20 protein-coding genes and 2 pseudogenes are annotated in these 26,065 nt (G+C 72.6%); 15 read left to right on the top strand and 7 right to left on the bottom strand.

The genetic code is table 11. From position 1 onward, the window contains the following. Positions 1 to 2 precede the first annotated feature (2 nt). The 4 genes and pseudogenes from HZZ00_RS11250 to HZZ00_RS11265 form a co-directional block, all read left to right on the top strand. On the top strand, positions 3 to 4,103 hold the full coding sequence (locus HZZ00_RS11250) for a hypothetical protein (RefSeq protein WP_180332050.1): 4,101 nt from the start codon (positions 3 to 5) through the stop codon (positions 4,101 to 4,103). Next, positions 4,103 to 6,352 carry a hypothetical protein gene (locus tag HZZ00_RS11255; protein ID WP_257585748.1) on the top strand — a complete coding sequence of 750 codons (2,250 nt, stop codon included), beginning with the start codon at positions 4,103 to 4,105 and terminating at the stop codon, positions 6,350 to 6,352. The genes HZZ00_RS11250 and HZZ00_RS11255 overlap by 1 nt, the downstream gene beginning before the upstream one ends. A 92-nt stretch (positions 6,353 to 6,444) precedes the next feature. Then, positions 6,445 to 6,816: pseudogene (locus HZZ00_RS38295) on the top strand (DUF5047 domain-containing protein); the annotation flags it as partial. Positions 6,817 to 7,151: 335 nt separating this feature from the next. Next, a pseudogene (locus HZZ00_RS11265) lies at positions 7,152 to 7,592 on the top strand (acyl-CoA dehydrogenase family protein); the annotation flags it as partial. Positions 7,593 to 7,859: 267 nt separating this feature from the next. On the opposite strand, the gene HZZ00_RS11270 reads toward HZZ00_RS11265, so the two are convergent. After that, positions 7,860 to 8,294: a hypothetical protein gene (locus HZZ00_RS11270; protein ID WP_070030009.1), complete on the bottom strand. Its 435-nt coding sequence runs from the start codon at positions 8,292 to 8,294 to the stop codon at positions 7,860 to 7,862. Positions 8,295 to 8,497: 203 nt separating this feature from the next. On the opposite strand from HZZ00_RS11270, the gene HZZ00_RS11275 reads away from it, so the two are divergent. From HZZ00_RS11275 to HZZ00_RS11295, 5 genes are all read left to right on the top strand, one after another. Then, on the top strand, positions 8,498 to 8,938 hold the full coding sequence (locus tag HZZ00_RS11275) for an Lrp/AsnC family transcriptional regulator (RefSeq protein WP_070030008.1): 441 nt from the start codon (positions 8,498 to 8,500) through the stop codon (positions 8,936 to 8,938). Between the two features lie 98 nt (positions 8,939 to 9,036). Next, positions 9,037 to 10,626: an amidohydrolase gene (locus HZZ00_RS11280; RefSeq protein WP_180332051.1), complete on the top strand. Its 1,590-nt coding sequence runs from the start codon at positions 9,037 to 9,039 to the stop codon at positions 10,624 to 10,626. Between the two features lie 606 nt (positions 10,627 to 11,232). Next, entirely contained in the window at positions 11,233 to 12,033 is an 801-nt protein-coding gene (locus HZZ00_RS11285; protein ID WP_180332052.1) for a polyprenol monophosphomannose synthase, read from the top strand. 67 nt (positions 12,034 to 12,100) lie between these two features. Next, on the top strand, positions 12,101 to 12,655 hold the full coding sequence (gene fxsA / locus HZZ00_RS11290) for an FxsA family membrane protein (protein ID WP_180332053.1): 555 nt from the start codon (positions 12,101 to 12,103) through the stop codon (positions 12,653 to 12,655). Between the two features lie 66 nt (positions 12,656 to 12,721). Next, positions 12,722 to 13,210, top strand: a complete 489-nt coding sequence (locus HZZ00_RS11295; protein WP_180332054.1) for a nucleoside deaminase — start codon at positions 12,722 to 12,724, stop codon at positions 13,208 to 13,210. A gap of 129 nt (positions 13,211 to 13,339) precedes the next feature. Here the strand turns inward: HZZ00_RS11295 and HZZ00_RS11300 are convergent, their stop codons facing one another. The 4 genes from HZZ00_RS11300 to HZZ00_RS11315 all read right to left on the bottom strand — a co-directional run bounded on the left by HZZ00_RS11300 (position 13,340) and on the right by HZZ00_RS11315 (position 16,768). Further along, positions 13,340 to 13,714 carry an RNA polymerase-binding protein RbpA gene (locus HZZ00_RS11300; RefSeq protein ID WP_003977404.1) on the bottom strand — a complete coding sequence of 125 codons (375 nt, stop codon included), beginning with the start codon at positions 13,712 to 13,714 and terminating at the stop codon, positions 13,340 to 13,342. Between the two features lie 266 nt (positions 13,715 to 13,980). Then, complete coding sequence (locus tag HZZ00_RS11305) at positions 13,981 to 15,327, bottom strand: MFS transporter (protein WP_180332055.1); 1,347 nt, start codon at positions 15,325 to 15,327, stop codon at positions 13,981 to 13,983. A gap of 53 nt (positions 15,328 to 15,380) precedes the next feature. Further along, a complete protein-coding gene (locus tag HZZ00_RS11310) occupies positions 15,381 to 16,148 on the bottom strand; it encodes a glycerophosphodiester phosphodiesterase (RefSeq protein ID WP_180332056.1) in 768 nt (255 codons plus the stop codon). Then, positions 16,145 to 16,768 (bottom strand): YitT family protein, encoded by a 624-nt coding sequence (locus HZZ00_RS11315; protein WP_239697621.1) that lies wholly within the window; start codon positions 16,766 to 16,768, stop codon positions 16,145 to 16,147. The genes HZZ00_RS11310 and HZZ00_RS11315 overlap by 4 nt, the downstream gene beginning before the upstream one ends. Before the next feature lie 132 nt (positions 16,769 to 16,900). Between HZZ00_RS11315 and HZZ00_RS11320 the strand changes: the two genes are divergently transcribed. Continuing rightward, a complete protein-coding gene (locus HZZ00_RS11320; protein WP_180332057.1) occupies positions 16,901 to 18,409 on the top strand; it encodes a PLP-dependent aminotransferase family protein in 1,509 nt (502 codons plus the stop codon). Positions 18,410 to 18,463: 54 nt separating this feature from the next. Here the strand turns inward: HZZ00_RS11320 and HZZ00_RS11325 are convergent, their stop codons facing one another. Both HZZ00_RS11325 and HZZ00_RS11330 read right to left on the bottom strand, forming a co-directional pair. Beyond that, on the bottom strand, positions 18,464 to 20,059 hold the full coding sequence (locus HZZ00_RS11325; RefSeq protein ID WP_180332058.1) for an ABC transporter ATP-binding protein: 1,596 nt from the start codon (positions 20,057 to 20,059) through the stop codon (positions 18,464 to 18,466). A gap of 43 nt (positions 20,060 to 20,102) precedes the next feature. Further along, complete coding sequence (locus tag HZZ00_RS11330) at positions 20,103 to 20,297, bottom strand: hypothetical protein (protein ID WP_070029998.1); 195 nt, start codon at positions 20,295 to 20,297, stop codon at positions 20,103 to 20,105. Between the two features lie 263 nt (positions 20,298 to 20,560). Here HZZ00_RS11330 and HZZ00_RS11335 point away from each other — a divergent pair, with 263 nt between their 5' ends. The 5 genes from HZZ00_RS11335 (at position 20,561) to HZZ00_RS11355 (ending at position 26,056) form a co-directional block, all read left to right on the top strand. Beyond that, on the top strand, positions 20,561 to 20,953 hold the full coding sequence (locus HZZ00_RS11335) for an ankyrin repeat domain-containing protein (protein ID WP_180332059.1): 393 nt from the start codon (positions 20,561 to 20,563) through the stop codon (positions 20,951 to 20,953). 300 nt (positions 20,954 to 21,253) lie between these two features. After that, positions 21,254 to 22,672 (top strand): HEAT repeat domain-containing protein, encoded by a 1,419-nt coding sequence (locus HZZ00_RS11340; protein ID WP_180332060.1) that lies wholly within the window; start codon positions 21,254 to 21,256, stop codon positions 22,670 to 22,672. 224 nt (positions 22,673 to 22,896) lie between these two features. After that, the gene (locus HZZ00_RS11345; protein ID WP_180332061.1) at positions 22,897 to 24,024 is read left to right on the top strand and encodes a glycosyltransferase family 1 protein; all 1,128 of its coding nucleotides are present in this window, start codon (positions 22,897 to 22,899) and stop codon (positions 24,022 to 24,024) included. Then, a complete protein-coding gene (locus HZZ00_RS11350) occupies positions 24,021 to 25,196 on the top strand; it encodes a glycosyltransferase (protein WP_180332062.1) in 1,176 nt (391 codons plus the stop codon). The genes HZZ00_RS11345 and HZZ00_RS11350 overlap by 4 nt, the downstream gene beginning before the upstream one ends. Continuing rightward, a complete protein-coding gene (locus HZZ00_RS11355) occupies positions 25,193 to 26,056 on the top strand; it encodes an SGNH/GDSL hydrolase family protein (protein WP_180332063.1) in 864 nt (287 codons plus the stop codon). Before HZZ00_RS11350 ends, HZZ00_RS11355 begins: the two co-directional genes overlap by 4 nt. Positions 26,057 to 26,065 lie beyond the last annotated feature (9 nt).

Genomic DNA, 26,065 nt, shown 5'->3' on the forward strand with positions numbered 1-26,065 from the left:
CCGTGGCCATCAGCGTCGGATCCGTCGAAGTCGACGTCATCCCGAACACGCAGGGCATCTACAACCGGCTACGTGACGGCATCGTCCCCGCTGCAACGCGGGCCGGGGACGAGGCAGGGCAGGCAGCCGGGCGGGCGTTCGGGCCCGCGATGCAGGGAGCCGTCGGTGACGCCGTCGGCTCCCGCATCGGCCAGCAGATCGGGCGGCAGATCGCAGCCCGGATCTCGGCGTCGGTCCGGGACTCCCTGCGCGACGGCGTCACCCAGGGCGGTCGCGTTGCCCGGCCGGCAGCCACCCGGCAAGGCGACGACGCCGGCGGCGCGTTCTCCCGGGCGATGAAGGCCCGGCTGGAAGCCGCGTTCAGGTCCCTCCCGAAGGCTGATGTCCGCCTGTCCGACACCGGCTTCGACGCTGACATGGCTCGCCTCAGGGCCCGCCTGGAGACCCTCTCCGGGAAACGCATCGGCATCGACGTCGATGCGGGTGTCGCCCTGGCAGAGATCACCGACATCGAGGAGCGGCTGAAGCGGCTCGGTGCCCAGCACCCGAACGTCCAGGTACGCGCCGACACTGCTGCCGCACTCGCGCAGCTGGCCGCGCTGCGCGCCGAGGTCGACGCCGTGGACGGCAAGAACGTCGACATCGACGCCAGTGCCGCCCAGGCCAGCCTCGGCGGCCTGACGGCGGCGGCGATCGCACTCGGTCCTGCGATCCTCCCGGTCCTTCCGGTGATCGCAGCGGGTCTCGGCTCGATCGCCGCTGCGGCAGCAGCCGCGGGCGCCGGCATCGGCGGTATCGCCCTCGTCGCCGTTCCGGCGGTCAAGCAGATCGCCGGGGTGCTGCAGGCGCAGAAGGCAGCTCAGGACGCGGCGACCAACGCCACCTACCAGGCTGGTCAGGCGTCGTCTCAGGCGGCATCGAGGGCCCTGCAGATGGCGTCCGCGCAGCAGCAGTTGGCCACGGCCGAGCGCAACGGTGCCCGGCAGATCGCGCAAGCGCAGCAGCAGGTCGCGCAGGCCAAGCAGTCTCTCGCTGATGCAATCCAGCAGGCTGCGCAGCGCACCAAGCAGGCCGAGCAGCAGGTCGAGGACGCCGAGCGGTCTCTCGCCCAGGCGCAGAAGGATGAGAAGCAGGCCCAGCTGGACCTGACCGCGGCCCGGAAGGAAGCCGCCCGCCAGCTGGAGGACATGAACAACCAGCTGGCCGACTCCCAGCTCAGTCTGCGGGACGCGCAGTTGCAGGTCCAGGAGGCGAAGCAGAACCTCGACGCCACGCTGATGGATCCGAAGGCGTCACAGCTTCAGCGGCAGGAGGCTCAGCTCACCTACGACCAGGCCACCCAGCACCTCAAGGAGCAGCAGGTTGAGGTCAAGCGCCTGCAGTCCGACACGGCTGATGCCAACAAGGCCGGCGTCGACGGCTCGAAGACCGTCCAGGCGGCGCAAGACCAGCTGGCGCAGGCGCAGCAGAACGTCGCCGACCGCACCCGGGCGCTGAAGGACGCCCAGGACGCGCAGGCACAGACGGCGCAGCAGAACTCCCAGCAGATCGCGCAGGCGCAGCAGCGTCTCGCGGATGCTCAGGCGAACGTGGCGGTCACGCAGCAGACTGCTGCTGACTCGATCGCCTCAGCGCAGCGTCAGATCCAGCAGGCGTCGCTGGCCGCGGCCGGGGGCGTGGATCAGGCCGCGACCGCGCAGGCCAAGTACCGTGCTGAGTTGGCCAAGCTGTCTCCGGCAGCGCGTGCCACGCTCACCGCGTTCACGGGACTGCGGACCGCGTTCGATGCCTGGTCGCGTTCGCTGCAGCCGGCCGTGATGCCCATCTTCACCCGCGCGCTGGTGGGCCTGAGGAACGCTCTGCCGACGCTGACGCCGTTCGTCCTCGCCGCGGCGAGCGCCATCAAGCAGCTGCAGGACCGGGCATCGGCGCAGCTGAAGACGCCGTTCTGGCAGGGCTTCCGGCAGGATCTGCAGACCAGCGTGGGCCCGGCTATCACAGGCTTTGGTGTTGCGTTCGGCAACGTCATCAAGGGCATGGCTGGGGTGGTCGACGCCTTCCTGCCGCACATGGAGGGCATCTCCGCCGCCATGCAGCGGATCACCGGAAGGTTCGCCGCCTGGGGTGCGGGACTGAAGGGATCGCCCGCCTTCGAGAACTTCCTCAGCTTCGCCGCCCAGAAAGCCCCGTTGATCGCCCGCACCCTCGGTCAGATCGCCGGGGCCTTCCTGGCGATCGGCCAGGCCCTGACTCCGATCTCCGGGCCCCTGCTTCAGGTGATCGGCGCCGTGGCGGCCGGGATCGGATCCATTGCCAGCACGCTTCCGTGGCTGATCCAGCTGATCTATGCCGTGTGGGTGGCGACGAAGGTCTGGACGATAGCCCAGGCCGCCTTCAACCTCGTGATGGAGGCCAACCCGATCGTCCTGCTCATCACGGCCGTGATCGCCCTGGTCGCTGCCGTCATCTACGCGTACAAGAAGTGGGGCTGGTTCCACGACGCGGTCAACGCAATCTGGGCCGGAATCAAGGCTGCCGCGAGCGCTGTCGTGGACTGGTTCAAGGGACCGTTCGCCAACTTCTTCACGAAGACCATCCCGAGCGTCTTCCACACGGTGATCGACTGGGTCAAGAAAAACTGGCCCTGGATCTTGGGCGCCCTGACGGGGCCGATCGGGCTCGCCGTCGTCGCCATCATCAAGTACTGGGGCGACATCAAGGCCGGCATGAACGCCGCCTGGACCTGGATCAAGAAGTGGGTTGTCTACCCGATCCGGGACTTCTTCACGCAGACGATCCCCGGCTGGGGCAACACCCTGAAGGACAAGCTGGTCGGCGCATTCGACGCCGCGCGAGCCGGTATCAAGCTGGCCTGGGACAAGGTCAAGGGGATCGCCAAGACACCCGTCCAGTACGTCGTCGACGTCGTCTACAACAACGGCCTGCGCAAGGTCTGGAACCTTGTCACCGACGCGTTCGGCGGCAAGCACCTCGACCCGATGAAGTTCGCCACCGGCGGCATCATGCCCGGCTACACCCCGGGCCGCGACGTCCACCTGGTGCCCTCCGTGGCCGGCCCGGTCGCTCTCAGCGGCGGCGAGGCCATCATGCGGCCCGAGTGGACCCGCGCGGTCGGCCCCGGCTACGTGCACGCCATGAACGCCGCGGCCCGCGCCGGCGGCGTCTCCGGAGTGCGGGGCCTGCTCGGCTACGCGGGAGGCGGCATCTTCGAGGGCATCGGCAACGTCCTGAGCAGCGGCTGGGACAAGGTGAAGAAGGGCGCCAGCTGGCTGAAGGACACGTTCAGCAGCGCCATTCAGGCCGGTGTCACGCACGTCGTCAACCCGCTCATCAACAAGATCCCCGGCGGAAGCATCGGCTTCGTCGGCCTGCTGAAGAGCCTGATGAAGGGCGCAGTCGCCAAGCTGGTGGGCGCCGGCAAGAAGGGAGACGCCGCTGCTGCGCCGAACGTGAAGTACAGCCCGACCAAGGGTGTGGAGCAGTGGCGCGGCGTGGTCAAGCAGGCGCTCAGCCAGGTCGGCCAGCCACTCTCCTACGCGGACATCACGCTGCGCCGCATGCAGCAGGAGTCAGGCGGCAACCCGACGATCGTCAACAAGTGGGACTCCAACTGGAAGGCCGGCCATCCGTCGGTCGGCCTTATGCAGGTCATCCGCGGCACCTTCCAGTCCTTCGCGGGCAAGTACCGGAACACCGGCCCGTTCCTGTACGGGGTGTCGGTCAATCCGCTCGCGAACGTCTACTCCTCGATGAAGTACGCGCTCAATGCCTACGGCAGCTTGCCCGAAGCATACAACCGGGCCGGCGGCTACGACTCCGGCGGCTGGATGCCCCCCGGAATGAACCTGATGTACAACGGCCTCGGCCAGCCCGAGGCCGTACTGACGCCCACCCAGTGGCGGGCGATCCAGGGCGCCGCCGTCCGAGGCGATGACGGGGCCTCCTCGCCGGCGCACTTCGAGGGCAACCTGTACCTGGACTCTGGCGAGTTCCTCGGCCGGGTACGTGGCGAGGCACAGCACATCGTCAGCCAGAACAACACACAGGTCCTGACCGCACTGAAAGCGCGTCCGAGGGGGTGATGATGGCTATCCCCGGGAACTTCCTGTCGGCGACGACGGAGTCCATCGACCCGAACACCTCGGGCTGGGCCGCGAAGCTGAACTGCTCGCTCGGCCTGGGGTCGGGCGGTCGGAACGGCGACGGCGTCGCCAAGCTGACGGCCACAGCGGCCGGGGAGATGCAGGCCCGCACCTACTCCTCCTACCCAGTGACCGCTGGCGATACCTACTGGACGTTCGCGGACGCCAGCTCCACCACGATTCCCGAGCGGATCGGGCTCCGCTGGCTCAGCTCCAGCGGAGCAGAGATCTCCATCACCTGGTCGCTGACGACAACTTCTGCGTCGTCGGCGTGGCACCGAATCTCAGTCGGGGGACAGGCTCCGGCGGGGGCGGCGCAAGTGCAGGTTCTGATCTCTGCAACCGCGACCGCGGCGGGGCAGATCACGTTCTTCGAGAACGTGTATCTGGGGTATCCCATGCGGATTCCCGGGAACTTGCTCAGCTTCGATGCCGAGCAGTTCGAGATCAGCGGTTCCTCGTGGGCTGCGGAAACGAATGGGACTCTGTCCCGTACCGTCCCTGCTGTGCCGTGGGCCGTCAACTGGTACTACGCCGGCGGCGAGATGCTGACGCTGACGGCCACCGCGGCCGGCAACGCATCAGCAGCATGTGTAGAGCGCCCCGCAGTGACCCCCGGCATCGAATACGTCGGCCAGGCCTACCTCAACCCGCCGGCCAGCAGCTCCTCGTGCTGGGTGGAGCTCCGTTTCTACGATGTGAGCGGCGTCAAGCTGTCTTCCGCCCGCTCCACTCTGGCCGCGCCCGGCACGAGTTACTACCGGCAGGTGGTATCCGCTGTGGCGCCCGCAGGAGCGGCTACGGCATCGCTCGCCGCCGGTATCAACTCGGCAACCGCCGGTCAGGCCATGCGCGTCGAGTGCGCCTTTCTCAAGGCACGGGCCGCCTCAACCTACAGCGACCTCCCCAACGCGAACGTCGTCCCATATGCCGACTCCAGCTTCGAGCAGGGCATCGGCCAGTGGACCGTGCCTGCGGGCGTCGCGACGATCGGCCAGTCCACGCCGTGGGGCGCACAGGCGAGCGTCGACTACTACAGCCTGACCGTATCCAGTGCCACGGCGTCAGGGAGCACCATCAGATCCGGCATCTACGCCGTGTCGCCGGGCGTGAACTGGCGCCTGAAGGTGTCGATGAAGCAGGTGGCCGGCGCATGGAACGCGGTGCTCACTGTCCGCTGGCTGGACGCGTCTGGATCGCTCATCAGCACCGACCCGTCGACGAGCTGGGCGATTCCCAGCACCGGCCCCTGGTACCTCCTGCAGCATGATGCGCTGGCGCCGGCCAACGCGGTCTCTGCTCAGATCGATCTTGTTGTCACGGCGACGTCGGCGCCGAGCACACTGCAGATCGACAACGTTCAGCTAGTCCAGGTACTGCCGCAGACCGAGGTCACCGTGGACAACGGATCCGCGTCAGCGACGCTGGTCACGCGCGAGATCAACACCGCGTTGCTGATGACGGTCTACCGGGTGCTCGCCAACGGGTCGCGCACATTGCTGCGTGACGCGACAGGGCTTACCGATCACCTGACCAACACCGATGACACCTACGTGGTCACCGACTACGAAGCACCCCTCGGTGTGCCGTTCAGCTACCGGATCGAGTTCTACTCGGCGACCACTGGACTCCTGGCTGCCTACCGCACCACGAACACCTACACCATAGATCCCGGTGACCCCAACTACGCCTGGCTGAAGGACCCGTCGCGGCCGATCCTCAACCGGCGAGTGCTGGTCAAACAGGCACCGGAGTGGAAGCAGCCAATCGACCAGAACGTGATGCGACCCCGCGGCCGGCAGAACGCGGTCGTCCTATCCGGCGTCCGGTCCGGGCGCGAAGGCGACCTCATCGTGTGGACGCAGAGCGATGACGAGCGGGAGGCGCTTCGCTTCCTGCTCGCCACGGGAAACGTCCTGCTGTGGCAGACGGCTCCAGGCATGGGGGAGTCCGACGTGTACGTGTCTGTAGGTGAGACTGCGCTTCCTCGCGTGAGCACCTACGCGCACGAGCCGTGGCGGGAGTGGACCTTGCCGCTCACCGAGGTCGACCAGCCGACGGGAGGCATGGCCGGCTCGGCAAGCTGGACCGTCAGAGATGTCGCCCTGGAGAACGCCAGCGCACTGACTGTCGTCTCCCGGTACGCGACCGTCCTCGACCTGGCACTGGACCAACGGAGCGGAAGCTGAAGGGGGGGGACATCAGCATGTATCCACCTCCTTCAGCCCGCTTCCTGCCTGCCCTGAGACAGTCCCACGTTCCGTACACGCAGGTGCAGCTGATGCGCACCGACGGTGTCGTCCTCGACCTGGCGCACACCGATGGGAGCGTCACCGTCGACCGCGGCAACTCTGTGCGCCGCACCTGCACCGTCACCGTCCCGGACGTCAGCCTCCTGCCCATGTCGCCGACGGACCAGCTGGCCGTGTACGGGGCAAAGCTGCGAATAATGCGCGGCATCACCTACGGCGACGGCTCAGTGGAGGCCGTCCCCCTGGGCTTGTTCCGGATCAACTCGATCAGCGGTGACCCGGCATTCGGCCCAGTCACCATCGACGGCAGCGGCCTCGAAGCCGTGGTCGCCGACGACAAGTTCACCGCCCCGTACACCACGCGCGGAGCCACGAACGCCACCGCCGCGATCAGCAACTTGATTCAGGCGAGCATCCCGGGCGCCGTCATCGCGAACAGAGCCACCGATGCGACGATCGGCACGATGACCTGGGACGCCCAGTCAGACCGGTGGGCCGCCGTTCAGGAGTGCGCGACCGCGATCGGCGCCGAGGTGTACGCGGATGCCGACGGGCAGTTCGTCATCGCTGAACTCCCCGACCTGCTCACCGCACCCGTCGCCTGGGACGTCGACGCAGGCGAGACGGGTGTCCTCATCTCCGCCAACCGCAGCTTCTCCCGCGACGGCATGTACAACATGGTCGTCGCGAGCGGAGAGAACACGGAGGACAACGTGCCGCCCGTTTCGGCGACCCCGCGCTCGACTCCGGGCGGCTCGGCATCGCCGCCTGCGCCGTCGGCGTCGCCCAGGCCGCGCTGGACGAGGCGGTCGCCTACGCCACCGAGCGCCGGCAGTTCGGCCGGCCCATCGCCGACTTCCAGGGCCTGCGCTTCATGATCGCCGACATGGCCACCCAGATCGAGGCCGGGCGCGCCCTGTACCTCGCGGCGGCCCGCCTGCGCGACGCCGGCAAGCCGTTCGCCAAGCAGGCCGCCATGGCCAAGCTGCACTGCACCGACACCGCCATGAAGGTCACCACGGACGCCGTGCAGATCCTCGGCGGGTACGGCTACACGGCCGACTTCCCGGCCGAGCGGCTGATGCGCGAGGCGAAGGTGCTCCAGATCGTCGAGGGCACCAACCAGATCCAGCGGATGGTCATCGCCCGCCATGTGGCGGGACCCGAGGCCCGCTGAACCGGCTCCCGCGCCCCCGCCGGGCCGTCGGTCCGTACCGTCGCGGGCTCCGGCGGTCCGGCAGTCCGGCGGGGTGCGGCCCCGGCCGGTCCCGGCACGCGGGGGCGCGCCAGGGGCGGCACCGTCGGGCGCGGGAGGAAGAAGCGGCGCGGACGCCCGGTGACCGGGTGGGGTGCCACACCGGTGGAACGTGCCGACGGGCACGCGGGTCACCGCCCGACTCGGGCGTCGGTCCGGGAAGGCCGGGAAGGCTGCGGTGCGCGGGACTCAGGCGGCCCGGCGGCGCATCTCCGGGACCCGCATCGGGCGCGAGCCCGGGCCCCCGACGTGCGAGAAGGGCTGCGTCCGCCAGTCCAGCCCCTGGGGGAGCGTCAGCAGCAGGGCGGTGTCCTGCTCCTGCGGCGTGACGGACTCGTCCGCGGGGCGGGCGTCGGCGGCCGAACGGCCCGTGCCCGCACACACCGTGAGCCCGAACGGGTTCCACGGCGAGGCGCACAGCGCGTGCTCCGGCAGGACCTCCTCGTCCGCCAGCAGCGCGATCGGCTGCGCGCAGTCCGGGCAGATCACCCGGAACATCTCCAAGGTGTCGTAGGCGTCCAGCTCCTCGTCGAAGGCGTCGGGTTCGACGCCCTCCGGCTCGGGCTCGACCACCGGCTGCTGCCGCTTGGACGCGGATCGACCAGGGCGCTTGACACTCTGCATGGGATTCTCCCCCTAAGGCTGGGCCGTGAAAGGCGCGGCGGCCTCGACCACAGCAAGCACTTCCCGTCCGGTCTCGGCGGTAATCACGAGAACATCACGGAGCCTGTTCGAACCGTGTGTCCTTCGTCACATGCCGCCCGCGCATGCCCGCGGGGGCCCGTCGGCTGTCCGTGGAGATCGGCCGCCCTGTAGGTTTTGGCGCCATGGAGGAGCTGGACCGTCAGATCGTGCAGCTGCTCGTCAAGGACGGGCGGATGAGCTACACAGACCTGGGCAAGGCCACGGGCCTGTCCACGTCGGCCGTGCACCAGCGGGTGCGCCGGCTCGAACAGCGTGGCGTCATCCGCGGTTACGCCGCGGTGGTCGACCCGGAAGCGGTCGGGCTGTCGCTCACCGCGTTCATCTCGGTGAAACCGTTCGACCCCAGCGCCCCCGACGACATCGCGGACCGCCTGGCCGGCGTCCCCGAGATCGAGGCCTGCCACAGCGTCGCCGGCGACGAGAACTACATCCTGAAGGTCCGGGTGGCGACCCCGCACGAACTGGAGGAACTGCTGGCCCGCGTGCGGAGCCTGGCGGGGGTGTCCACGCGTACGACGGTGGTCCTCTCGACGCCGTACGAGGCACGGCCGCCGCAGCTCTGAGACCGGCGGCCGGCCCGCCGCCGGCACCGCCGCGCCGGACGCGCCCCGAACGGGCCCCAGGTGCGACGGCGCCCGGCGCAGGAGGGAAACTGTCGCTTATGAGTGACCGTACCCTCCTCCTCCGCCGCGGCGAGGTGCACAGTCCCGCCGACCCCTTCGCGACCGCCATGGTCGTGGAGGCGGGCCACGTCGCCTGGGTCGGCTCCGAGGGCGCCGCGGACGCCTTCGCCGACGGCGTGGACGAGGTCATCGACCTCGACGGCGCCCTGGTCACCCCGGCCTTCACCGACGCCCATGTGCACACCACCGCCACCGGCCTCGCCCTGACCGGCCTGGACCTGAGCGCCGCCCCCTCGCTGGACGCCGCGCTCGCCCTGGTCCGCGAGTTCGCCGCCGCCCGCCCCGCCGACCGTGTGCTGCTCGGCCACGGCTGGGACGCCGCCCGCTGGCCCGGCGGCCGCCCGCCGACCCGCGCGGAGCTGGACGAGGCCACCGGCGGCCGCCCCCTGTACCTCTCCCGCATCGACGTGCACTCGGCCGTCGTCACCACCGCCCTGCTCGACCTGGTCGGCGGCGAGCTGCCCCGCGAGGACGCCCCGCTCACCCGGGACGCCCACCACGCCGTACGCAAGGCCGCCTTCGCCGCCATCACCCCCGCCCAGCGGGCGGAGGCCCAGCGCACCGCCCTGGCGCACGCCGCCTCCCTCGGCATCGGCTCGGTGCACGAGTGCGGCGGCCCGCACATCTCCTCCGAGGACGACTTCACCGGCCTGCTGGAGCTCGCCCGCGAGCTGCCCGGCCCCCGGGTCATCGGCTACTGGGCCGAGCAGGACGTGGACAAGGCCCGTGAGCTGGGCGCGATCGGCGCCGCGGGCGACCTCTTCGCCGACGGCGCCCTGGGCTCGCACACCGCCTGCCTGCACGAGCCGTACGCCGACGCCGGGCACAGCGGCACCGCCTACCTGGACGCCGACGCCATCGCCGCCCATGTGGTCGCCTGCACCGAGGCGGGCCTCCAGGCGGGCTTCCACGCCATCGGCGACGCCGCCGTCTCGTCCGTGGTCGAGGGCGTGCGCGCCGCCGCCGAGAAGGTCGGCCTGGCCCGCGTCAGGGCCGCCCGGCACCGCGTCGAGCACGCCGAGATGCTCACCCCCGAGACCGTGGCCGGCTTCGCCGAGCTGGGCCTGATCGCCTCCGTGCAGCCCGCCTTCGACGCGCTCTGGGGCGGCGAGGACGGCATGTACGCCCGTCGGCTCGGCGCGGAGCGGGCCCGCACCCTGAACCCGTACGCGGCCCTGCTGCGCTCCGGCGTCCCGCTGGCGTTCGGCTCCGACAGCCCCGTCACCCCGCTCGACCCGTGGGGCACGGTCCGGGCCGCCGCCTTCCACCACACCCCCGAGCACCGGGTCTCCGTGCGCGCCGCCTTCACCGCGCACACCCGCGGCGGCTGGCGGGCGATCGGCCGGGACGACGCGGGCACCCTGGTCCCGGGCGCGCCCGCCGACTTCGCCGTCTGGCGCACCGGGGAACTGGTCGTGCAGGCCCCCGACGACCGGGTGGCCCGCTGGTCGACCGACCCGCGTTCCGGCACCCCCGGCCTGCCCGACCTCACCCCCGGCGGTGAACTGCCGCGCTGCCTGCGCACCGTGGTGGGCGGCCGGACGGTCTTCGTACGGCCGGGCGAGTGATCTCCGGGAGCGGCGCGGCGGCCCCCGGCCGCCGCCGCTTCCGGGCGCGACCTGCGCATCCTCCGCACCGCTCCCGAACGCCTCGGCGTCCGCGCAGCTCAGCGGGCTGTTGACAGTCGGCAGCGAGGGGCCGGTAGGTTCGTCCGAGTCCACCACCGGACGCCCGACCGGGGAGCGTTCGCGCAACTCCTCGCCGCGCCGCTGGGTCAGGGACGGCGCCCCGCACCGGGGCACCGCCACTGGCAGCCAGGCTCAGCGCCCGCGCCGGCAGGAAGCGTTCCAACCGGTCGGCCAGGTGTGACCCGGGTGGGGCCCGGGCTCAGTAGACAACGGCTCTCGGTCGATCCGCAGCCAGCGGGTCCCAGGTCGGCCCGAAGGGCGCCGGGCCCCCACCCGCAGCACGACAGAGGGAACCCGTCCGCGTCAGGAACCATCCGAACAGTCGGAACAGGAAAAGAACGTGGCCAGAACCCGGCGCGAAGATGCCGAAAAACGCGTTCTTACCCCACTCTTGTGCAATCGACACCACCATAAGTACGAGCTGTCACGTCTTCCCAGGCGGCGGCCACTATGGTGGACGCCTGCGTACGACCAGAAGGGGCAGCAGTGAACGACGGCGACGGGACCCTCGAGGCCAAGGCCCAGGGGAGGCAGTTCGGTCCGCTCGGCACGGCCTTGGTGATCATCCCGACCTACAACGAGGCGGAGAACATCAAGAAGATCGTCGGTCGGGTGCGGAAGGCCGTCCCCGAGGCGCACGTGCTGATCGCGGACGACAACAGCCCGGACGGCACCGGAAAGCTCGCCGACGAGCTGGCCGCCGAGGACGAGAACGTCCAGGTGATGCACCGCAAGGGCAAGGAGGGCCTGGGCGCCGCCTACCTCGCGGGCTTCCGCTGGGGCCTGGAGCACGGCTACGGCGTCCTGGTCGAGATGGACGCCGACGGCTCCCACCAGCCCGAGGAGCTGCCCAGGCTGCTCACCGCCCTCAAGAGCGCCGACCTGGTGCTCGGCTCCCGCTGGGTGCCCGGCGGCCGGGTGGTCAACTGGCCCAAGTCCCGCGAGTTCATCTCCCGCGGCGGCAGCCTCTACTCGCGCCTCGCCCTCGATCTGCCGCTGCGCGACATCACCGGCGGCTACCGCGCCTTCCGCGCCGAGACCCTCAAGGGCCTGGGCCTGGAGGAGGTCGCCTCGCAGGGCTACTGCTTCCAGGTCGACCTCGCCCGGCGCGCGGTCAAGGCCGGCTACCACGTGATCGAGGTGCCGATCACCTTCGTGGAGCGCGAGCTGGGCGACTCCAAGATGAGCAAGGACATCCTGGTCGAGGCGCTGTGGCGGGTCACCGCCTGGGGTGCCGGGGACCGGGTCGCCAAGTTCAAGGGCAAGGACAAGGACAAGGACAGGTAGCCTCCCGCCCCGGCCCGCCGGTCAACCCCTTATCCGGCGCTGAGCCGCGTCCAGGCACACTGGGGGTATGACGACAGGCGCTCCGACCTCCCCGTACACCGCCCGGCCCCGGCGCTCCCGGCTGCGCAGGTATCTGCCCCTGGCGATCGCCGCGTGGCTGGTGCTGGAGATCTGGCTGTTGACCCTGGTCGCGGACGCGGCGGGCGGTCTGGCCGTGTTCCTGCTGCTGGTCGCGGGTGTCGTGGGCGGCTCCGTGGTGATCAAACGCGCGGGCCGCCGCGCCTTCCGGAACCTCAACGAGGCGCTGCAGCGCGGTGGTTCGCCCCAGCGCGGCGGTGGCAATGGGCTGACCATGCTCGCCGGCCTGCTGCTGATCATCCCGGGGCTGGTCTCCGACGCGGCCGGCCTGCTCCTGCTGCTCCCGCCGGTCCAGAAGGCCGTGAGCCGCTTCACGGAGGACACCCTGGAGAAGCGGCTGCGCGCCGCCGCCCCGGGCAGCCTGGGCGACGTCTTCCAGCAGGCCCGTATGCACCGGCCCGACGGCAAGGTGGTGCCGGGCGAGGTCATCCGCCAGGACGAGCACCGCGGGCCGGACGAGCAGCGTCCCCCGCTGACCCGGTAGGCGCTTGTCCTGCCCTTTGGAGGCCGGGCCCCGCTCCGGCGAGCCGACAGTGACATGGGAGCCGCGATGAAGGACGACGAGATGGCCCATCTGCGCCGCTGCGTGGAGCTGGCCGCGGAGGCGCTGGAAGCCGGTGACGAGCCGTTCGGGTCCGTGCTGGTCGGGGCGGACGGCACCGCCCTGTTCGAGGACCGCAACCGGGTCGGCGGCGGCGATCACACGCGTCACCCCGAGTTCACCATCGCCCGGTGGGCCGCCGAGCACCTGTCGCCCGGCCAGCGCGCGGCGGCCACCGTGTACACCTCGGGCGAGCACTGCCCGATGTGCTCGGCCGCCCACGGCTGGGTCGGCCTGGGCCGGATCGTCTTCGTCTGCTCCACGCGACAGTTGCAGGGATGGCTCACGGAGCTGGGCGTTCCGCCCGCGCCGGTACGCCTCCTGCCGATCCGGGACGTCCTCCCCGGCGTGCAGGTCGAAGGACCGGTCCCCGAACTGGTCGACGAGGTGCGCGCACTGCACCGGCGCTTCCGCGCGGGCGCGCACGACCGGCGGTGACGCCCGGCCGCGCCGGGGCGCCCCGCGATGCCCGGGGCGCCCCGGCCCCGGCCCGGACACAGCAGACAGCGGGCGCCGTACGAGAACGTACGGCGCCCGCTGTCGCGTAGTGCGCTTGCGGCTTGCCCGCTATGCCGACTTGCGGCTGTCCCGGGGGTGCACGGCGATGTTCATCGCCCCCGAACGCAGCACGGCCAGACGCTCCTCAAGGACCTCTTCGAGCTCCTCACGGGTGCGCCGCTCCATCAGCATGTCCCAATGGGTGCGCGCGGGCTTGGCCTTCTTCTCCTCCGGGCCGTCGCCGTCCACCAGAAGTGCCTGGGCCCCGCAGACCTTGCACTCCCACTCCGGCGGGATCTCCGCCTCGACCGAGAAGGGCATCTCGAAGCGGTGCCCCTTCTCACATGCGTACTCCACGGCCTGGCGCGGGGCCAGGTCGATGCCGCGGTCCGTCTCGTAGCTGGTCACCACGAGGCGCGTACCGCGAAGAGCTCGCTCACTCATGAATCGTGCCTCCCGGGCTTGTCGCCCACAGGACAGGTGTCGCTGTCGTCGTCATCCGGTCAACGTCCGGTCGGCGGTAAAGATTCCCGTTCCGGGTCATGCGTCGCCGTCGTAGCCGCCCCTTGTTCTACCCACAGGCGCCCGGTTTGTCACATCTGCTAGCAGATGTCACCCAGCGTTTCGGCATCTTTGACGCGCAGTAACGGTACGCCTGGCAGGCCAAACGCGTACACTACCGCCCTTTCGTGCCGAGCGCTAAATCAGCGCTAGATCTTCTCCGGCACCGGGTTGCCGGCCGCGGCGATCGCCCGCCGTACCGGTACCCGGGCCAGCAGCACGAAACCGATGACGAAGAACGCCACCAGGGAGATGATCGCCGAGCGGTAGCTGCCGGTGAGCTGGTAGGTCACACCGAACAGCAGCGGGCCCAGCCAGCTCATTCCCCGGTCGCTCAGCTCGTACGCCGAGAAGTACTCGGCCTCCTTGCCCGGTGGCACCAGATGGGAGAACAGCGACCGGGACAGCGCCTGGCTGCCGCCCAGCACCAGACCGATCCCGGCGGCCAGCACGAAGAAGAAGACCGGCGCCCTCGCGGGCAGGAAGTAACCGGCGGCCAGGGTGATCGTCCACGCCACCAGCGAGCCGAGGATCGTGCGCTGGGCGCCGTACGTCCGTGCCAGCCGTCCCATCGTCAGCGCCCCCGCCACCGCCAGCACCTGCACCAGCAGCACCGCGACGATCAGCGTGGACTGCCCGAGCCCCAGCTCCTGGGAGCCGTAGACCGACGCCTGGGAGATCACCGTCTGGATGCCGTCGTTGTAGACCAGGTACGCCAGCAGGAAGGACAGCGTCAGCGGATGCCGACGCATGTCCCGCACCGTCGAGGCGAGCTGCCGCAGCCCCGTCGAGGGCGCGTCCGCCGCCCCCGCGCGCCGGTCGCGCAGCCTGCGCAGCGGCACCAGGGTGAAGGCGCCCCACCACAGGCCGGCCGAGGCCAGGCAGATGCGCACCGCCTGGGTCTGGGTCAGGCCGAAGGAGTCGTGCGCCGAGTACAGCACCAGGTTGGCGACGAGGACCGTGGAGCCCGCGCCGTAGCCGAAGGCCCAGCCCCGGGAGGAGACCGCGTCGCGCTCCTCGGGCGCGGCGATCTGCGGCAGATAGGAGTTGTAGAGCATCGCGCCGACGGCCGCCGCCGCGTTGGCCACGACCAGCAGCACCCCGCCCAGCAGGTACCGGTCGCCGTCCAGGAAGAACATCCCCGTGGTGGCCGCCGCCCCGGTGTACGCCGCCGCAGCGAGCAGCGGCTTCTTGCGGCCCGTGCGGTCCGCCGCGCCGCCCACCAGCGGCATCGCCACCACGGCCAGGATCACCGACAGGGACACCGAGTAGGCGAAGAACGACCCGGCCCGCACCGGTATGCCCAACGGGTGCACATAGCCGTCGGCGTCCGCGGCGTGTTCGGCGACCGACGTCAGATAGGGGCCGATGAAAACGGTCAGGACGCTCGTCGAATAGACCGAGCACGCCCAGTCGTAGAAGTACCACCCTCGTTGCTGGCGCCGGAGGTCGGCGGTCTCGTCCGCCGCCTCCGCGCGCACGGTGTCCGTGCCCACCCGTGCCCTCGCTTCCGCTCCCTGCGAAGGCTCGGCCGGCCGCGTCCGGTCGGTCAGACCCAGACGCCGCGCTCTTCCATGACCTTGCGCAACGTGTCGATGTGATCGGTCATGATGCCATCCACACCCAGGTCCAGCAGCCGGTGCATGGACTCCGGATCGTTGATCGTCCAGACGTGGACCTGCAGGCCGAGCGCATGGGCGGTGCGCAGGAAGCGGTGGTCCACCACCGGCACGCCCGACTGGGCCACGGGCACCTGCGCGGCCACGGCGGAGCGCCGCACCGCGGCCGGCAGCCCCCAGGAGCGCAACCGCAGGTTCAGCACCCCGCGGGTGCCGAAGGAGGTCGCCAGACGCGGCCCGGCCAGCCGCTGGGCGCGCATCACCCGCGCCTCCGAGAAGGAGCCCACGCAGACCCGGTCCCAGGCGTTGGTCCGCTCGATCAGCTCCAGCAGCGGCCGCAGCGCGGGCTCCGCCTTGACGTCGACGTTCCAGCGGGCCTCGGGGAAGGCGTCCAGCAACTCCTCGAACAGCGGCACCGGTTCACGGCCGTCCACGCGCGCCTGCCGCACCCGCGCCCACGGCAGGTCGGCGATCCGGCCCGCGCCGTCGGTGACCCGGTCCAGGGTCGCGTCGTGGAACGCGACGAGCCGGCCGTCCGCCGTGGCGTGCACATCGGTCTCGAGGTACCGGTAGCCCGACTCCACCGCGCGGCGGAACTGTGCCTCGGTGTTCTCCACCCCGTCGGCGGCCCCGCCGCGGTGGGCGAAGGCGAGGGGACCGGGGTGGTCGAGGTAGGGGTGGCGTATCGCGGTGGTCACGGACGCAGTATCGCTCGTTCGGGTGTACTCGCGGCAACGACCGTGCTGCCGCCCGCCGCCACCGGCAGGGCGAACAGCCGCAGGAACAGCTGGGCCAGCGGGCCGATGGACACGGCGTACAGCACGGTGCCCACGCCGATGGTGCCGCCGAGCACGAACCCGGTGGCCACCACCGTCACTTCGACGGCCGTGCGCATCAGCCGGATCGAGCGTCCGGTGCGCTGGTGCAGCCCCGTCATCAGTCCGTCGCGCGGTCCCGCGCCGAAGCGGGCCGCGATGTACAGGCCGGTCGCCGCGCCGTTGAGCACGATGCCGGCGAGCAGGAACAGGCCGCGCACCACGAGGGAGCGGGGGTCCGGCAGCAGCGCGAGAGTGCCGTCCAGGGCGAGGCCGACGGCGAAGACGTTGGAGACGGTGCCGAGGCCGGGGCGCTGGCGCAGCGGGATCCACAGCAGCAGCACGGCCGCCCCCACGGCGATCGAGATCTCGCCGATGCTCAGCCCGGTCAGCTTGGCGAGCCCCTGGTGCAGCACGTTCCAGGGTTCCAGGCCGAGGCCCGAGGCGACGAGCAGCGCGGAACTCGCGCCGTAGAGCGCGAGCCCCGCGTAGAGCTGGAGCAAGCGACGGCCTATATGCCCGTGAGCGGACACGACGTACCCCCCTGGATGGTGGCTGTGGACTGATGCATGTCACTCTGTGGCTTGAGGGGAAACGTCATCCATGGCCAATTCGGGGAAGGTGGACTGATCTTCATGGCGCAGTGGACCTCGGCGGTGGGTGCCGCGCAGCTCGCCCGGCTGCTCAATTCCCAGCAGGAGCGGCCGGCCGGCCCCGGCACGCGCCGCCCGCCCGCCTACCGGGCGCTGGCCGACGGCGTCCGGCTGCTGGTGCTCGAAGGCCGGGTCCCGGTCGCCGCCCGGCTGCCCGCCGAGCGTGAACTGGCCCTCGCCCTCTCCGTCAGCCGCACCACGGTCGCCGCCGCCTACGAGGCGCTGCGCGGCGAGGGCTTCCTGGAGTCCCGGCGCGGCGCGGGCAGCTGGACCGCCGTACCGGCGGGCAACCCGGTGCCCGCGCGCGGCCTGGAGCCGCTGCCCCCGGAGGCCCTGGGCTCGATGATCGACCTGGGCTGCGCCTCCCTGCCCGCGCCCGAACCCTGGCTCACCCGCGCGGTGCAGGGCGCCCTGGAGGAACTGCCGCCGTACGCGCACACGCACGGCGACTATCCCGCCGGGCTGCCCGCCCTGCGCGCGATGATCGCCGAGCGCTACACCGCGCGCGGCATCCCCACGATGCCGGAGCAGATCATGGTGACGACCGGCGCGATGGGCGCCATCGACGCGATCTGCCATCTCTTCGGGGGCCGCGGCGAGCGCATCGCCGTGGAGTCGCCCTCCTACGCCAACATCCTCCAGCTGATGCGGGAGGCGGGCGCCCGGCTGGTGCCGGTGGCGATGGGGGAGGGGCTGTCCGGCTGGGACATGGACCGCTGGCGGCAGGTGTTGCGGGAGGCCGCGCCGCGGCTCGCCTATGTGGTCGCCGACTTCCACAACCCCACCGGGGCGCTGGCCGACGAGGACCAGCGGCGCCGGCTGGTGGACGCGGCGCGCGCGGCGGGCACGGTGCTGGTCGCCGACGAGACGATGAGCGAGCTGTGGCTGGAGGAGGAACTGGGGGACGGGCGGATGCCGCGCCGGGTGTGCGCGTTCGACCCGGCCGGCTCCACGGTGATCACAGTCGGTTCGGCCAGCAAGGCGTTCTGGGCGGGGATGCGGATCGGGTGGGTGCGGGCGGCGCCGGACATCGTCCGCAGCCTGGTCGCCGCGCGGGCGTACGCCGACCTCGGGACCCCGGTGCTGGAGCAGCTGGCCGTCAACTGGCTCTTCAGCACCGGAGGTTGGGAGCAGGCGGTCGCCCTGCGGCGGGCGCAGGCCCGGGAGAACCGGGACGCGCTGGTGGCCGCGCTCCGGCGTGAGCTGCCGGACTGGGAGTTCTCCGTCCCCCGGGGCGGCCTGACCCTCTGGGTCCGCGCCGGCGGCCTCTCCGGCTCCCGCATCGCCGAGGCGGGCGAACGCACCGGGGTCCGGGTGCCCTCCGGCCCCCGCTTCGGCGTCGACGGCGCGTTCGAGGGCTATGTGCGGCTGCCGTTCACCGTCGGGGGAGCGGTGGCGCAGGAGGCGGCGGTACGGCTCGCCGCGGCGGCCCGTGCGGTGCGGACGGGGGGCGGCGGGGGCGCGGAGGCGCCGCGGACGTTCGTGGCGTAGCGCTGCCGGGCCGGGCGGCTCCCCGGGCGTGCGGGGGACCGGCCGGCCCGCGGCTCACTCCGCCGCCACCGGCTGCTCCGCCGTCGCCGGTTTGGTCAGGTCGATCGGTTCGCAGGCCCGTACGGCTTCCCGGCGGGGCGGGAGGAGGTCCAGTACGGCTCCACGGTCCGCGTCGCTCGTCGCGTCGTCGTACGGGTCCGGCGTCCGCGGGACCTGGAGCCGGTGGACGGGGCCCTGCCCCAGCCGGGCGTATCCGCGCCCCGGCGGTACCAGGGCCGGTGGCGTCGTCGGGGGCGCGGCGCCGAGGACCGACTCCACCTGCCGCGCCGCCGTCGGTCCGAGGACGACCCGGGCCCGCGTGTGCTGCCGTACCGCGTCGCTCAGCGCGTCGGCGCCGTCGAAGTGCTCGGCGACCACGACGGTCACGTTCGCCGCGCGCCCGTGCCGCAGCGGCACCCGGAGCAGGGCCTGCGGGTCCTCGCGGCCGTCCACCTCCGCGAGGTGCGCGAAGACGCTCGGCCGGTCCAGCAGCACCCACAGCGGACGCCGGGTGTCGGCCGGCGGCGGGTCGCCCGCCTGCCGGGCCAGGTTGATCGCGACGAGCCGCCGCTCGGTCTCCTGCGCGGCCCACTCCAGGCTCGCCAGCGCACCGGGCAGCGCGCACTCCACGGCCAGCACCCCGTCCCGGCCGGTCAGGCACGCGTACTCGCCGGTGCCGCCGCCGTCCACGATCAGGACGTCGCCGCAGCGCAGGGCCTGGAGGGCCAGGGAGCGCAGCAGGGTGGAGGTGCCGCTGCCGGGCTGGCCGACCGCCAGCAGATGCGGCTCGGTGGAGCGGGTGCCGGTGCGCCAGACGACCGGCGGCACGTCGAGCTGTTCCTCCCCGTAGGAGAGGGGCAGGGTGCGCTGCACCTCGCTCGGGTCGGTGAAGCCGAGCACCGTCTCGCCCGGCGCGGTCACGAAGCGCTGGGCCACGATGTCGGGCGGCAGCGGGGCGAGTGCGGTGACGGTCAGCCGGTTGCCCTCCTCGTCCCACCCGAAGCGGTACTCGCGCCCACGCCCCGCCTTCGCGGTGAGCACCCGCTCGATCCGCGCGCGGGCCTCGGGCTCGCCGTCCGGGAAGCAGGCGGGGTAGCGCAGCACCAGGTGCGCGACGCGTCCGGCGTCGTCGAACTCGTGCGTGGGGACGGCCTTGTGCCACTCGCCGCCGTGCGCGTACAGCGGTGCGGGGTCCTCGGGGACGGAGAAGTAGGGGACCAGGGCCTCGTAGAGCGCCTGGAGCCGTTCGGTCTGGGACTCGTCGGGCCCTTCGGGGACGCGCGGGGTGCGGTCGCGGCCCTGCCAGCCCGCCGCCGCCATCACCGTGATGACGGCCAGCAGCGGCCCGTAGGGGGCCAGCACCACGACCAGGACCAGGCAGGCCACCAGGAACAGCAGGGGTCCGCGCCGGTCCTTCGGGGTGTCGGCCCATCTGCGCCGGCCGGCCGAGGCCAGCCGGCGCAGTCCGCGCGAGAGGGTGATCAGCGGATGGAGGACGTCGGTGGCGCTGTCGGCCGCCGTCCGGGCCAGCTCCCGGCTCCGGGCGAGCTGCGTCCGGGCGAGTTGCGCGCCGTCTTTGCTCAGAATGCGGGGGAGAGGGCGCCGGGCCACTGCTGTCTCCTGGTGGTGGGGAGGGGGCTTCGGATGCGGGGGGTCAGAACTTGATGCCGCCCAGGAGGCCGGCCAGGCTCTCCCCGCCGGCCTTGATGCTGGGCGCGATGGCGGTGCTCGACAGGTAGAACCCGAAGAGGGCGGAGACACACGCGTGCGAGCCCTTGAGGCCGTCCTTGCGGAAGAAGAGGAACACGATGGTGCCGAGCAGGACGACGCCTGACATGGAGAGGATCATTGGGGGCCTCCTGGTGTCGAGGGGGACAGTCACCATCAGTACTTCCAGGATCACAGCATGTATCTATACGATAAAGGGCGCAACCGGGTGAATATCGTGACTATTCGCCCGACCGGTCGAACCGAGGGGAGGCCGGTTGAGCAGGGCGCTTGCGTCCGGGCTCACCGGTAGTGATCTTTACTTCGGTCACAACGGCTCGTACGAGGCACGAGCCAGTACCCTTGCGGTTCACCTGAACGGTTGTAATGAGAGGCGGTCCGGCGATGAGTGAAGCCCCCGACCCCGAGGTCGTGGAGCTGGCGACCAAGATCTTCGATCTGGCCCGGCAGGGGCGGACCGAGGCGCTCGTGGCGTACGTCGACGCGGGCGTTCCGGCCAACCTCACCAACGACCGCGGTGACTCCCTGGTCATGCTCGCCGCCTACCACGGCCACGCCGACGCGGTCCGTGCGCTGCTGGCCCGTGGCGCGGAGGCGAACCGGGTCAACGACCGGGGCCAGACCCCGCTCGCGGGCGCGGTCTTCAAGGGCGAGACGGAGGTCGTCAAGGCGCTGCTGGAAGGCGGAGCCGACCCTTCCGCGGGCACCCCCTCGGCGGTCGACACCGCCCGCATGTTCAACCGGGCGGACGTCCTCGAACTCTTCGGCGTCAACTGACGCCGGGCTTCTGACCAGCTACGACACGGAAAACGGGGGAGGCGGTACAGGGCCGCCGGAAATACGGTCGCGGCAGCACACACCGCGGGTCATCATGACGTCGTGATTCACGGACGCGATGGCTGGGCAGGTGTTGCCGCACCGCGCGGACCGTGATGCGGTCCGCATGGGCCACCGACGAGAGGCAGAGAGAAATGGTCTACAGCAAGCAAGAGACGGCGGGCGCTCCGACGTTGTGTCACGCGGCCAGGTAATGCATGCTCCCCGGTTGCGTCGACGCTTGATGTGAGGCTGTTTCCCATGTTCGATCCGGTCATAGCGCCCAGCGGCACGCTGCTCGGCCTGCTCCAGCGGGGCCGCGGCGACGGCACGCTGCACGCGCTCACCGCCCCCCGGGCGGAGGCGCTCGCGGCCCTGAACCACTGTGTCCTGCGCGATCCCCGCCACGACTGGCAGGTGGAGAACCGCTCCCTCTACTACGCCCGGCTCTTCCTCGACCTCAACGGCGAACTGGACGCGGTCGAGGCACATCTCTTCGACCCCGAGGACCACCTGGACACCGAGGAGTCCCGCACCGGCCTCGCGCTGGCCGTGCTCGGGCACCTCGCCTCCTACGGCCGCCGGGACGCGCTCGACCTGCTGCGCCGCTACGCCGCCCAGGGCGCCAACTGGGCCTGGGCGCTGGACGAGCTGGCGCTGCGCGACGACGACGCGGGCCTGCGCGCCCTCGCCGCCCCCGTGCTCGCCCGCTTCCCCGCCGGCCCCGAGGGCGAGGCCGAGCTGGCCGCCGCCGTGCGCGACGCGTTCGAGCCCCGGCCCTGGCGGCTGTGGGCGGAGGACTCGCGCGACTGGATCGGCGCGCGGGTGCGGGCCGCCCACGAGGCCGGCTGTTTCGACCGCTGGCAGCGGCAGATGCGGCCGACCGGGCCCCGCCCCGGCTGGAGCGTGCGCGCCGTCTTCGAGTGGGCCCAGCAGGGCATGGAGCGCGGCGCCGCCCTCCATGTGCCCGCCGCCCGCTGTCTGACCGCGGTGGCCGGCCCCGAGGACCGGCCGGAGATCGTCGAGGCGGCCCGCACCGGCACCGACGGCGCCCGCTGCACCGCCCTGCGCTATCTCGCCGACGGCAACGATCCCGAGGTGCTCGGCCTGATCGAGGGCGCGGTGGCCGACGGGTCCGCGGTCGTCGTGGAAGCCGCCGTCGCCGCCTTCGAACGGATGCGCGACGTCGCCGCCGTGGACCGGGCACGCGGCTGGGTCCAGCGGCCCGACGCGCTCGGCGCCGCCGCCGGGCGCGTGCTCGCCTGCCGGGGCGGCGCCCAGGACGGCCCGCTCGTCCTCGACGCCCTGCGCGAGGCCGTGCGCGGCGAGGGCCCCGACGCGCCCACCCTGTGGACCCTGGTCGACGGCGCCGGACGCCTCGCCATCGCCTGCGCGGCACCGGTGCTGCGCCACGTCTACCGCGAGACCGCCTCCTCCCACCTGCGGGGCCGGGCCGCCCGCGCGCTCGCCGCCACCGACCCCTCCTTCGCCACCGGCTTCGCCGTCGAATGCCTCTGGGACTGCGAGGAGACCACCCGCGAACTCGCCGCCCGGCACGCCGAGACCGGCGACAACCGGGTCGTGGAGCGCCTGCGCCGCCTCGCCGCCGACCCGGCCGAGGAGGACGAGGTGCAGACGGCGGTGCGCAGCCGCTTCGGGCCCGACCTCGCCGCGGGCTGAGGGGCACCCGCCGGAGCGGGGCGCCGGCGCGCCCGGCGAGTCCCCCGTGCCCGGCCGGCCGGGCACCGGACCGCCCGCCGTGTGAACGCCGGACGACCCGCGGGCCAGGTGGTCATGGACGCCGTCTGGCCCGTACGGGCGCGGAGCACAACGCTCACGGGACGTTCCCCGCGCGGAAAGATCGACGTTGACGTGGCCACGTCCGGCGCGGCGACAACACCCGTATGCGTGTCGTCATCGTGACCGAATCCTTTCCCCCCGATGTGAACGGCGTGGCCCACTGCGCGCTCCAGACCGCCCGGCACCTCGTAGATCGCGGTCACCACCCGCTCGTCGTCGCCCCCGCCCCCGCCCCGGGCAGCGGCCCCGACACGGACGCCCCGTGTCCCGTCGTCCGGATTCCCTCCCTCCCGCTCCCCGGCTACCCCCAGGTGCGCGTCGCTCTGCCCAGCCGGCGCCTGGCCGCGGCCCTCGTCACCCACCGCCCCGACGTGGTCCACCTCGCCAGCCCCTTCGTCCTCGGCGTGCGGGGCATGGCCGCCGCCGCCCGGCTCGGCCTGCCCGCCGTCGCCGTCTACCAGACCGACCTGGCCGGGTACGCCCGCACCTACATGGGCGCCGGAGAGGCCGCCGCCTGGCGCCGCATCCGCTCCGTGCACGCCGCCGCCGACCGCACCCTGGCCCCCTCCAGCGCCGCCCTGCGCGACCTGGAGGAGCACGGCGTGCCCCGGGTGCGGCTGTGGCCGCGGGGCGTGGACACCGTACGTTTTCGGCCAGATCGCCGGGACGAGGCGCTGCGCCGTGAACTCGCCCCGAACGGCGAGCTGCTCGTCGGCTACGTCGGCCGGCTCGCCCCCGAGAAGCACGTCGAACTGCTCGCCGGCGTCTGCGGCCTGGACGGCGTCCGGCTCGTCGTCGTCGGCGACGGCCCCAGCCACGACCAGCTGGCCGAGGCCCTGCCCGGCGCGGTCTTCCTCGGCAGGCGCACCGGTGACGACCTCGCCCGGATCTTCGCCTCGCTGGACCTGTTCGCGCACACCGGCCCCTTCGAGACCTTCTGCCAGACCGTGCAGGAGGCCATGGCCAGCGGCGTCCCGGTGGTCGCGCCGGCCACCGGCGGCCCCCTCGACCTGGTCGACCACGGCCGGACCGGACTGCTCGTGCCGCCCCGCGACGCCGACGCCGTCCGGGGCGCCGTCCGCGCCCTGGCCGCCGACCCCGCGCGCCGCGCCGCGTTCGGCGCCGCCGCCCGCGCCCTGGTCGAGGGCCGCACCTGGGCCGCCGTCGGGGACCGGCTGATCGGCCACTACGGCGACGTGCTCGCCGCGCGCCGGACGGCGGTGGCCGCATGACCGCCCGGCCGCTGCGCATCGTCCGGCTCGCCAACTTCGTCGCGCCCGCCTCCGGGGGCCTGCGCACTGCCCTGCGCGAGCTGGGCAAGGGCTTCCGGGCGGCGGGCCACGAACCCGTGCTGATCGTGCCCGGCGCCCGGCACACCGACACCGACACCGAGCAGGGCCGGGTCATCACCCTGCCCGGCCCGCTGCTCCCCGGCACCGGCGGCTACCGCGTGCTGACCGATCGGCGGCGGGTGGCCGCCCTCCTGGAGGACCTGGCGCCGGACCGCCTGGAGGTCTCCGACCGGACCACCCTGCGCTGGACCGGCCGCTGGGCCCGCCGGGCGCGGGTGCCCGCCGTGATGGTCTCCCACGAGACCACCGACGGGGTGCTGCGCACCTGGGGCCTGTCCGAGAACCTCTCCCGGCGGGCCGCGGACGCCCTCAACACCCGTACCGCGCACGTCTATTCGCGGGTGGTGTGCACCACCGAGTACGCCGAGCGCGAGTTCGTCCGCATCGGCGCGCGCAACGTCGTACGCGCCCCCCTGGGCGTCGACCTGGTGGAACGCCACCCCGCGCTGCGCGACCCCGGACTGCGCACCCGGCACGCGCGCGACGGCGAGGCACTGCTGGTGCTGTGCTCCCGGCTGTCGGTGGAGAAGCGCCCCGGCACCGCCCTGGACGCCCTGGAGACGCTGGTACGGCGCGGCCGCCCGGCGGTGCTGGTGGTCGCGGGGGACGGGCCGCTGCGGCCCCGGCTGGAGCAGCGCGCCCGGGAACGGGGGCTGCCGGTGACCTTCCTCGGGCACCTCTCCGACCGGTTCGCGCTCGCCGCCCTCCAGGCCACCGCCGACCTCGCCCTCGCGCCGGGCCCCGCCGAGACCTTCGGGCTCGCCGCCCTGGAGGCCATGGCCTGCGGCACGCCCGTGGTGGCCAGCACCTCCTCCGCGCTGCCCGAGGTCATCGGGTCGGCCGGGGCGAGCGCCGCCGACCGCGGCGAGGCGTTCGCCGACGCCGTCGAGCTGCTCCTGGAGCGCCCCGAGTCCGAGCGGCGCGAGGCGGCCCGGACGCGGGCGGAGTGCTTCGGCTGGGACACGGCCGTGCGGGCGTTCCTCGCCGCCCACGACGCGCGGGCGCCGCACCCGGCGGGCCCCCGGCGCGCGGTGCCGGAGGGCGTGGCATGAGGCCCGTCCGCTTCGTCGCCCTCGGGGACTCGCTCACCGAGGGCGTGGGCGACCCCGTCGGCGCGGGCCGGCGGGGCTGGGCCGCGCTGCTCGCGGCCTCGCTCGGCCCGGACACCGAGTTCATCAACCTCGCGACCGGCGGGGCGCAGACCCGGGACGTGCTGGAACGGCAGACCCCGGCCGCGCTCGCCCTCCGCCCGGACCTGGTCTCGGTGGTCGTCGGCGTCAACGACACCCTGCGCCACACCTACGACATCCACGCGGTGACCGTCCGCCTCGACCGGGTCTACGCGGCCTGCGCCGGCCAGGGCGCCACCCTGCTCACCGCGTGCCTGCCCGACCCCGGCGCGATGCTCGGCCTGCCCGGTGCCCTGGCCCGTCCGCTGGCCCGCCGGCAGCGCGCGGTCAACGCGGTCGTGCACGCCCTGTCCGAGCGGTACGGCGCCGTCCACCTGCACGCGGCGGACCGTGCCTGGATCACCGACCGGGCCCTGTGGAGCGCCGACCGGCTGCACCCCGGGGAGCGCGGGCACCGGCAGCTCGCCGTCCGCTTCCACGCCCTGCTCGCCGAGGCGGGCCGGGCGACCGGCCGACCCCCTTCCCCCGAACCGGAGTTCCCCGCGCCGACCCGGGGCGCGAGCCTGCGCTGGCTCGCCACCGCGGGTACCGCCTGGGTGGCCCGGCGCTGCCGCGATCTGCTGCCCCAGCTGCTGCGCCTGGCCGCCGGGGAACTGCGCCACCGCGCCCGGGGCACCACGGCCCGCCTCGACCTGGAGTCGACGGCCGCGGTGTCCGCGGCGCTGGCGGCCTTGCCGGGCCGGGAGCGGGGGACGGCCCGTGCCGGGGCGGGTGCGGGGTGAGCGGAGCGG

This window comes from Streptomyces sp. NEAU-sy36, from assembly GCF_013423905.1.
GTDB classification, from domain to species: domain Bacteria; phylum Actinomycetota; class Actinomycetes; order Streptomycetales; family Streptomycetaceae; genus Streptomyces; species Streptomyces misionensis.

Excerpts from the sequence above, each read along its gene's own strand:
- HZZ00_RS11255 (WP_257585748.1), top strand. The coding sequence starts at position 4,103 with ATGATGGCTATCCCCGGGAACTTCCTGTCGGCGACGACGGAGTCCATC.
- HZZ00_RS11270 (WP_070030009.1), bottom strand. The coding sequence starts at position 8,294 with ATGCAGAGTGTCAAGCGCCCTGGTCGATCCGCGTCCAAGCGGCAGCAG.
- HZZ00_RS11275 (WP_070030008.1), top strand. The coding sequence starts at position 8,498 with ATGGAGGAGCTGGACCGTCAGATCGTGCAGCTGCTCGTCAAGGACGGG.
- HZZ00_RS11280 (WP_180332051.1), top strand. The coding sequence starts at position 9,037 with ATGAGTGACCGTACCCTCCTCCTCCGCCGCGGCGAGGTGCACAGTCCC.
- fxsA (WP_180332053.1), top strand. The coding sequence starts at position 12,101 with ATGACGACAGGCGCTCCGACCTCCCCGTACACCGCCCGGCCCCGGCGC.
- HZZ00_RS11295 (WP_180332054.1), top strand. The coding sequence starts at position 12,722 with ATGAAGGACGACGAGATGGCCCATCTGCGCCGCTGCGTGGAGCTGGCC.
- HZZ00_RS11300 (WP_003977404.1), bottom strand. The coding sequence starts at position 13,714 with ATGAGTGAGCGAGCTCTTCGCGGTACGCGCCTCGTGGTGACCAGCTAC.
- HZZ00_RS11320 (WP_180332057.1), top strand. The coding sequence starts at position 16,901 with ATGGCGCAGTGGACCTCGGCGGTGGGTGCCGCGCAGCTCGCCCGGCTG.
- HZZ00_RS11330 (WP_070029998.1), bottom strand. The coding sequence starts at position 20,297 with ATGATCCTCTCCATGTCAGGCGTCGTCCTGCTCGGCACCATCGTGTTC.
- HZZ00_RS11335 (WP_180332059.1), top strand. The coding sequence starts at position 20,561 with ATGAGTGAAGCCCCCGACCCCGAGGTCGTGGAGCTGGCGACCAAGATC.
- HZZ00_RS11340 (WP_180332060.1), top strand. The coding sequence starts at position 21,254 with ATGTTCGATCCGGTCATAGCGCCCAGCGGCACGCTGCTCGGCCTGCTC.
- HZZ00_RS11345 (WP_180332061.1), top strand. The coding sequence starts at position 22,897 with ATGCGTGTCGTCATCGTGACCGAATCCTTTCCCCCCGATGTGAACGGC.
- HZZ00_RS11350 (WP_180332062.1), top strand. The coding sequence starts at position 24,021 with ATGACCGCCCGGCCGCTGCGCATCGTCCGGCTCGCCAACTTCGTCGCG.
- HZZ00_RS11355 (WP_180332063.1), top strand. The coding sequence starts at position 25,193 with ATGAGGCCCGTCCGCTTCGTCGCCCTCGGGGACTCGCTCACCGAGGGC.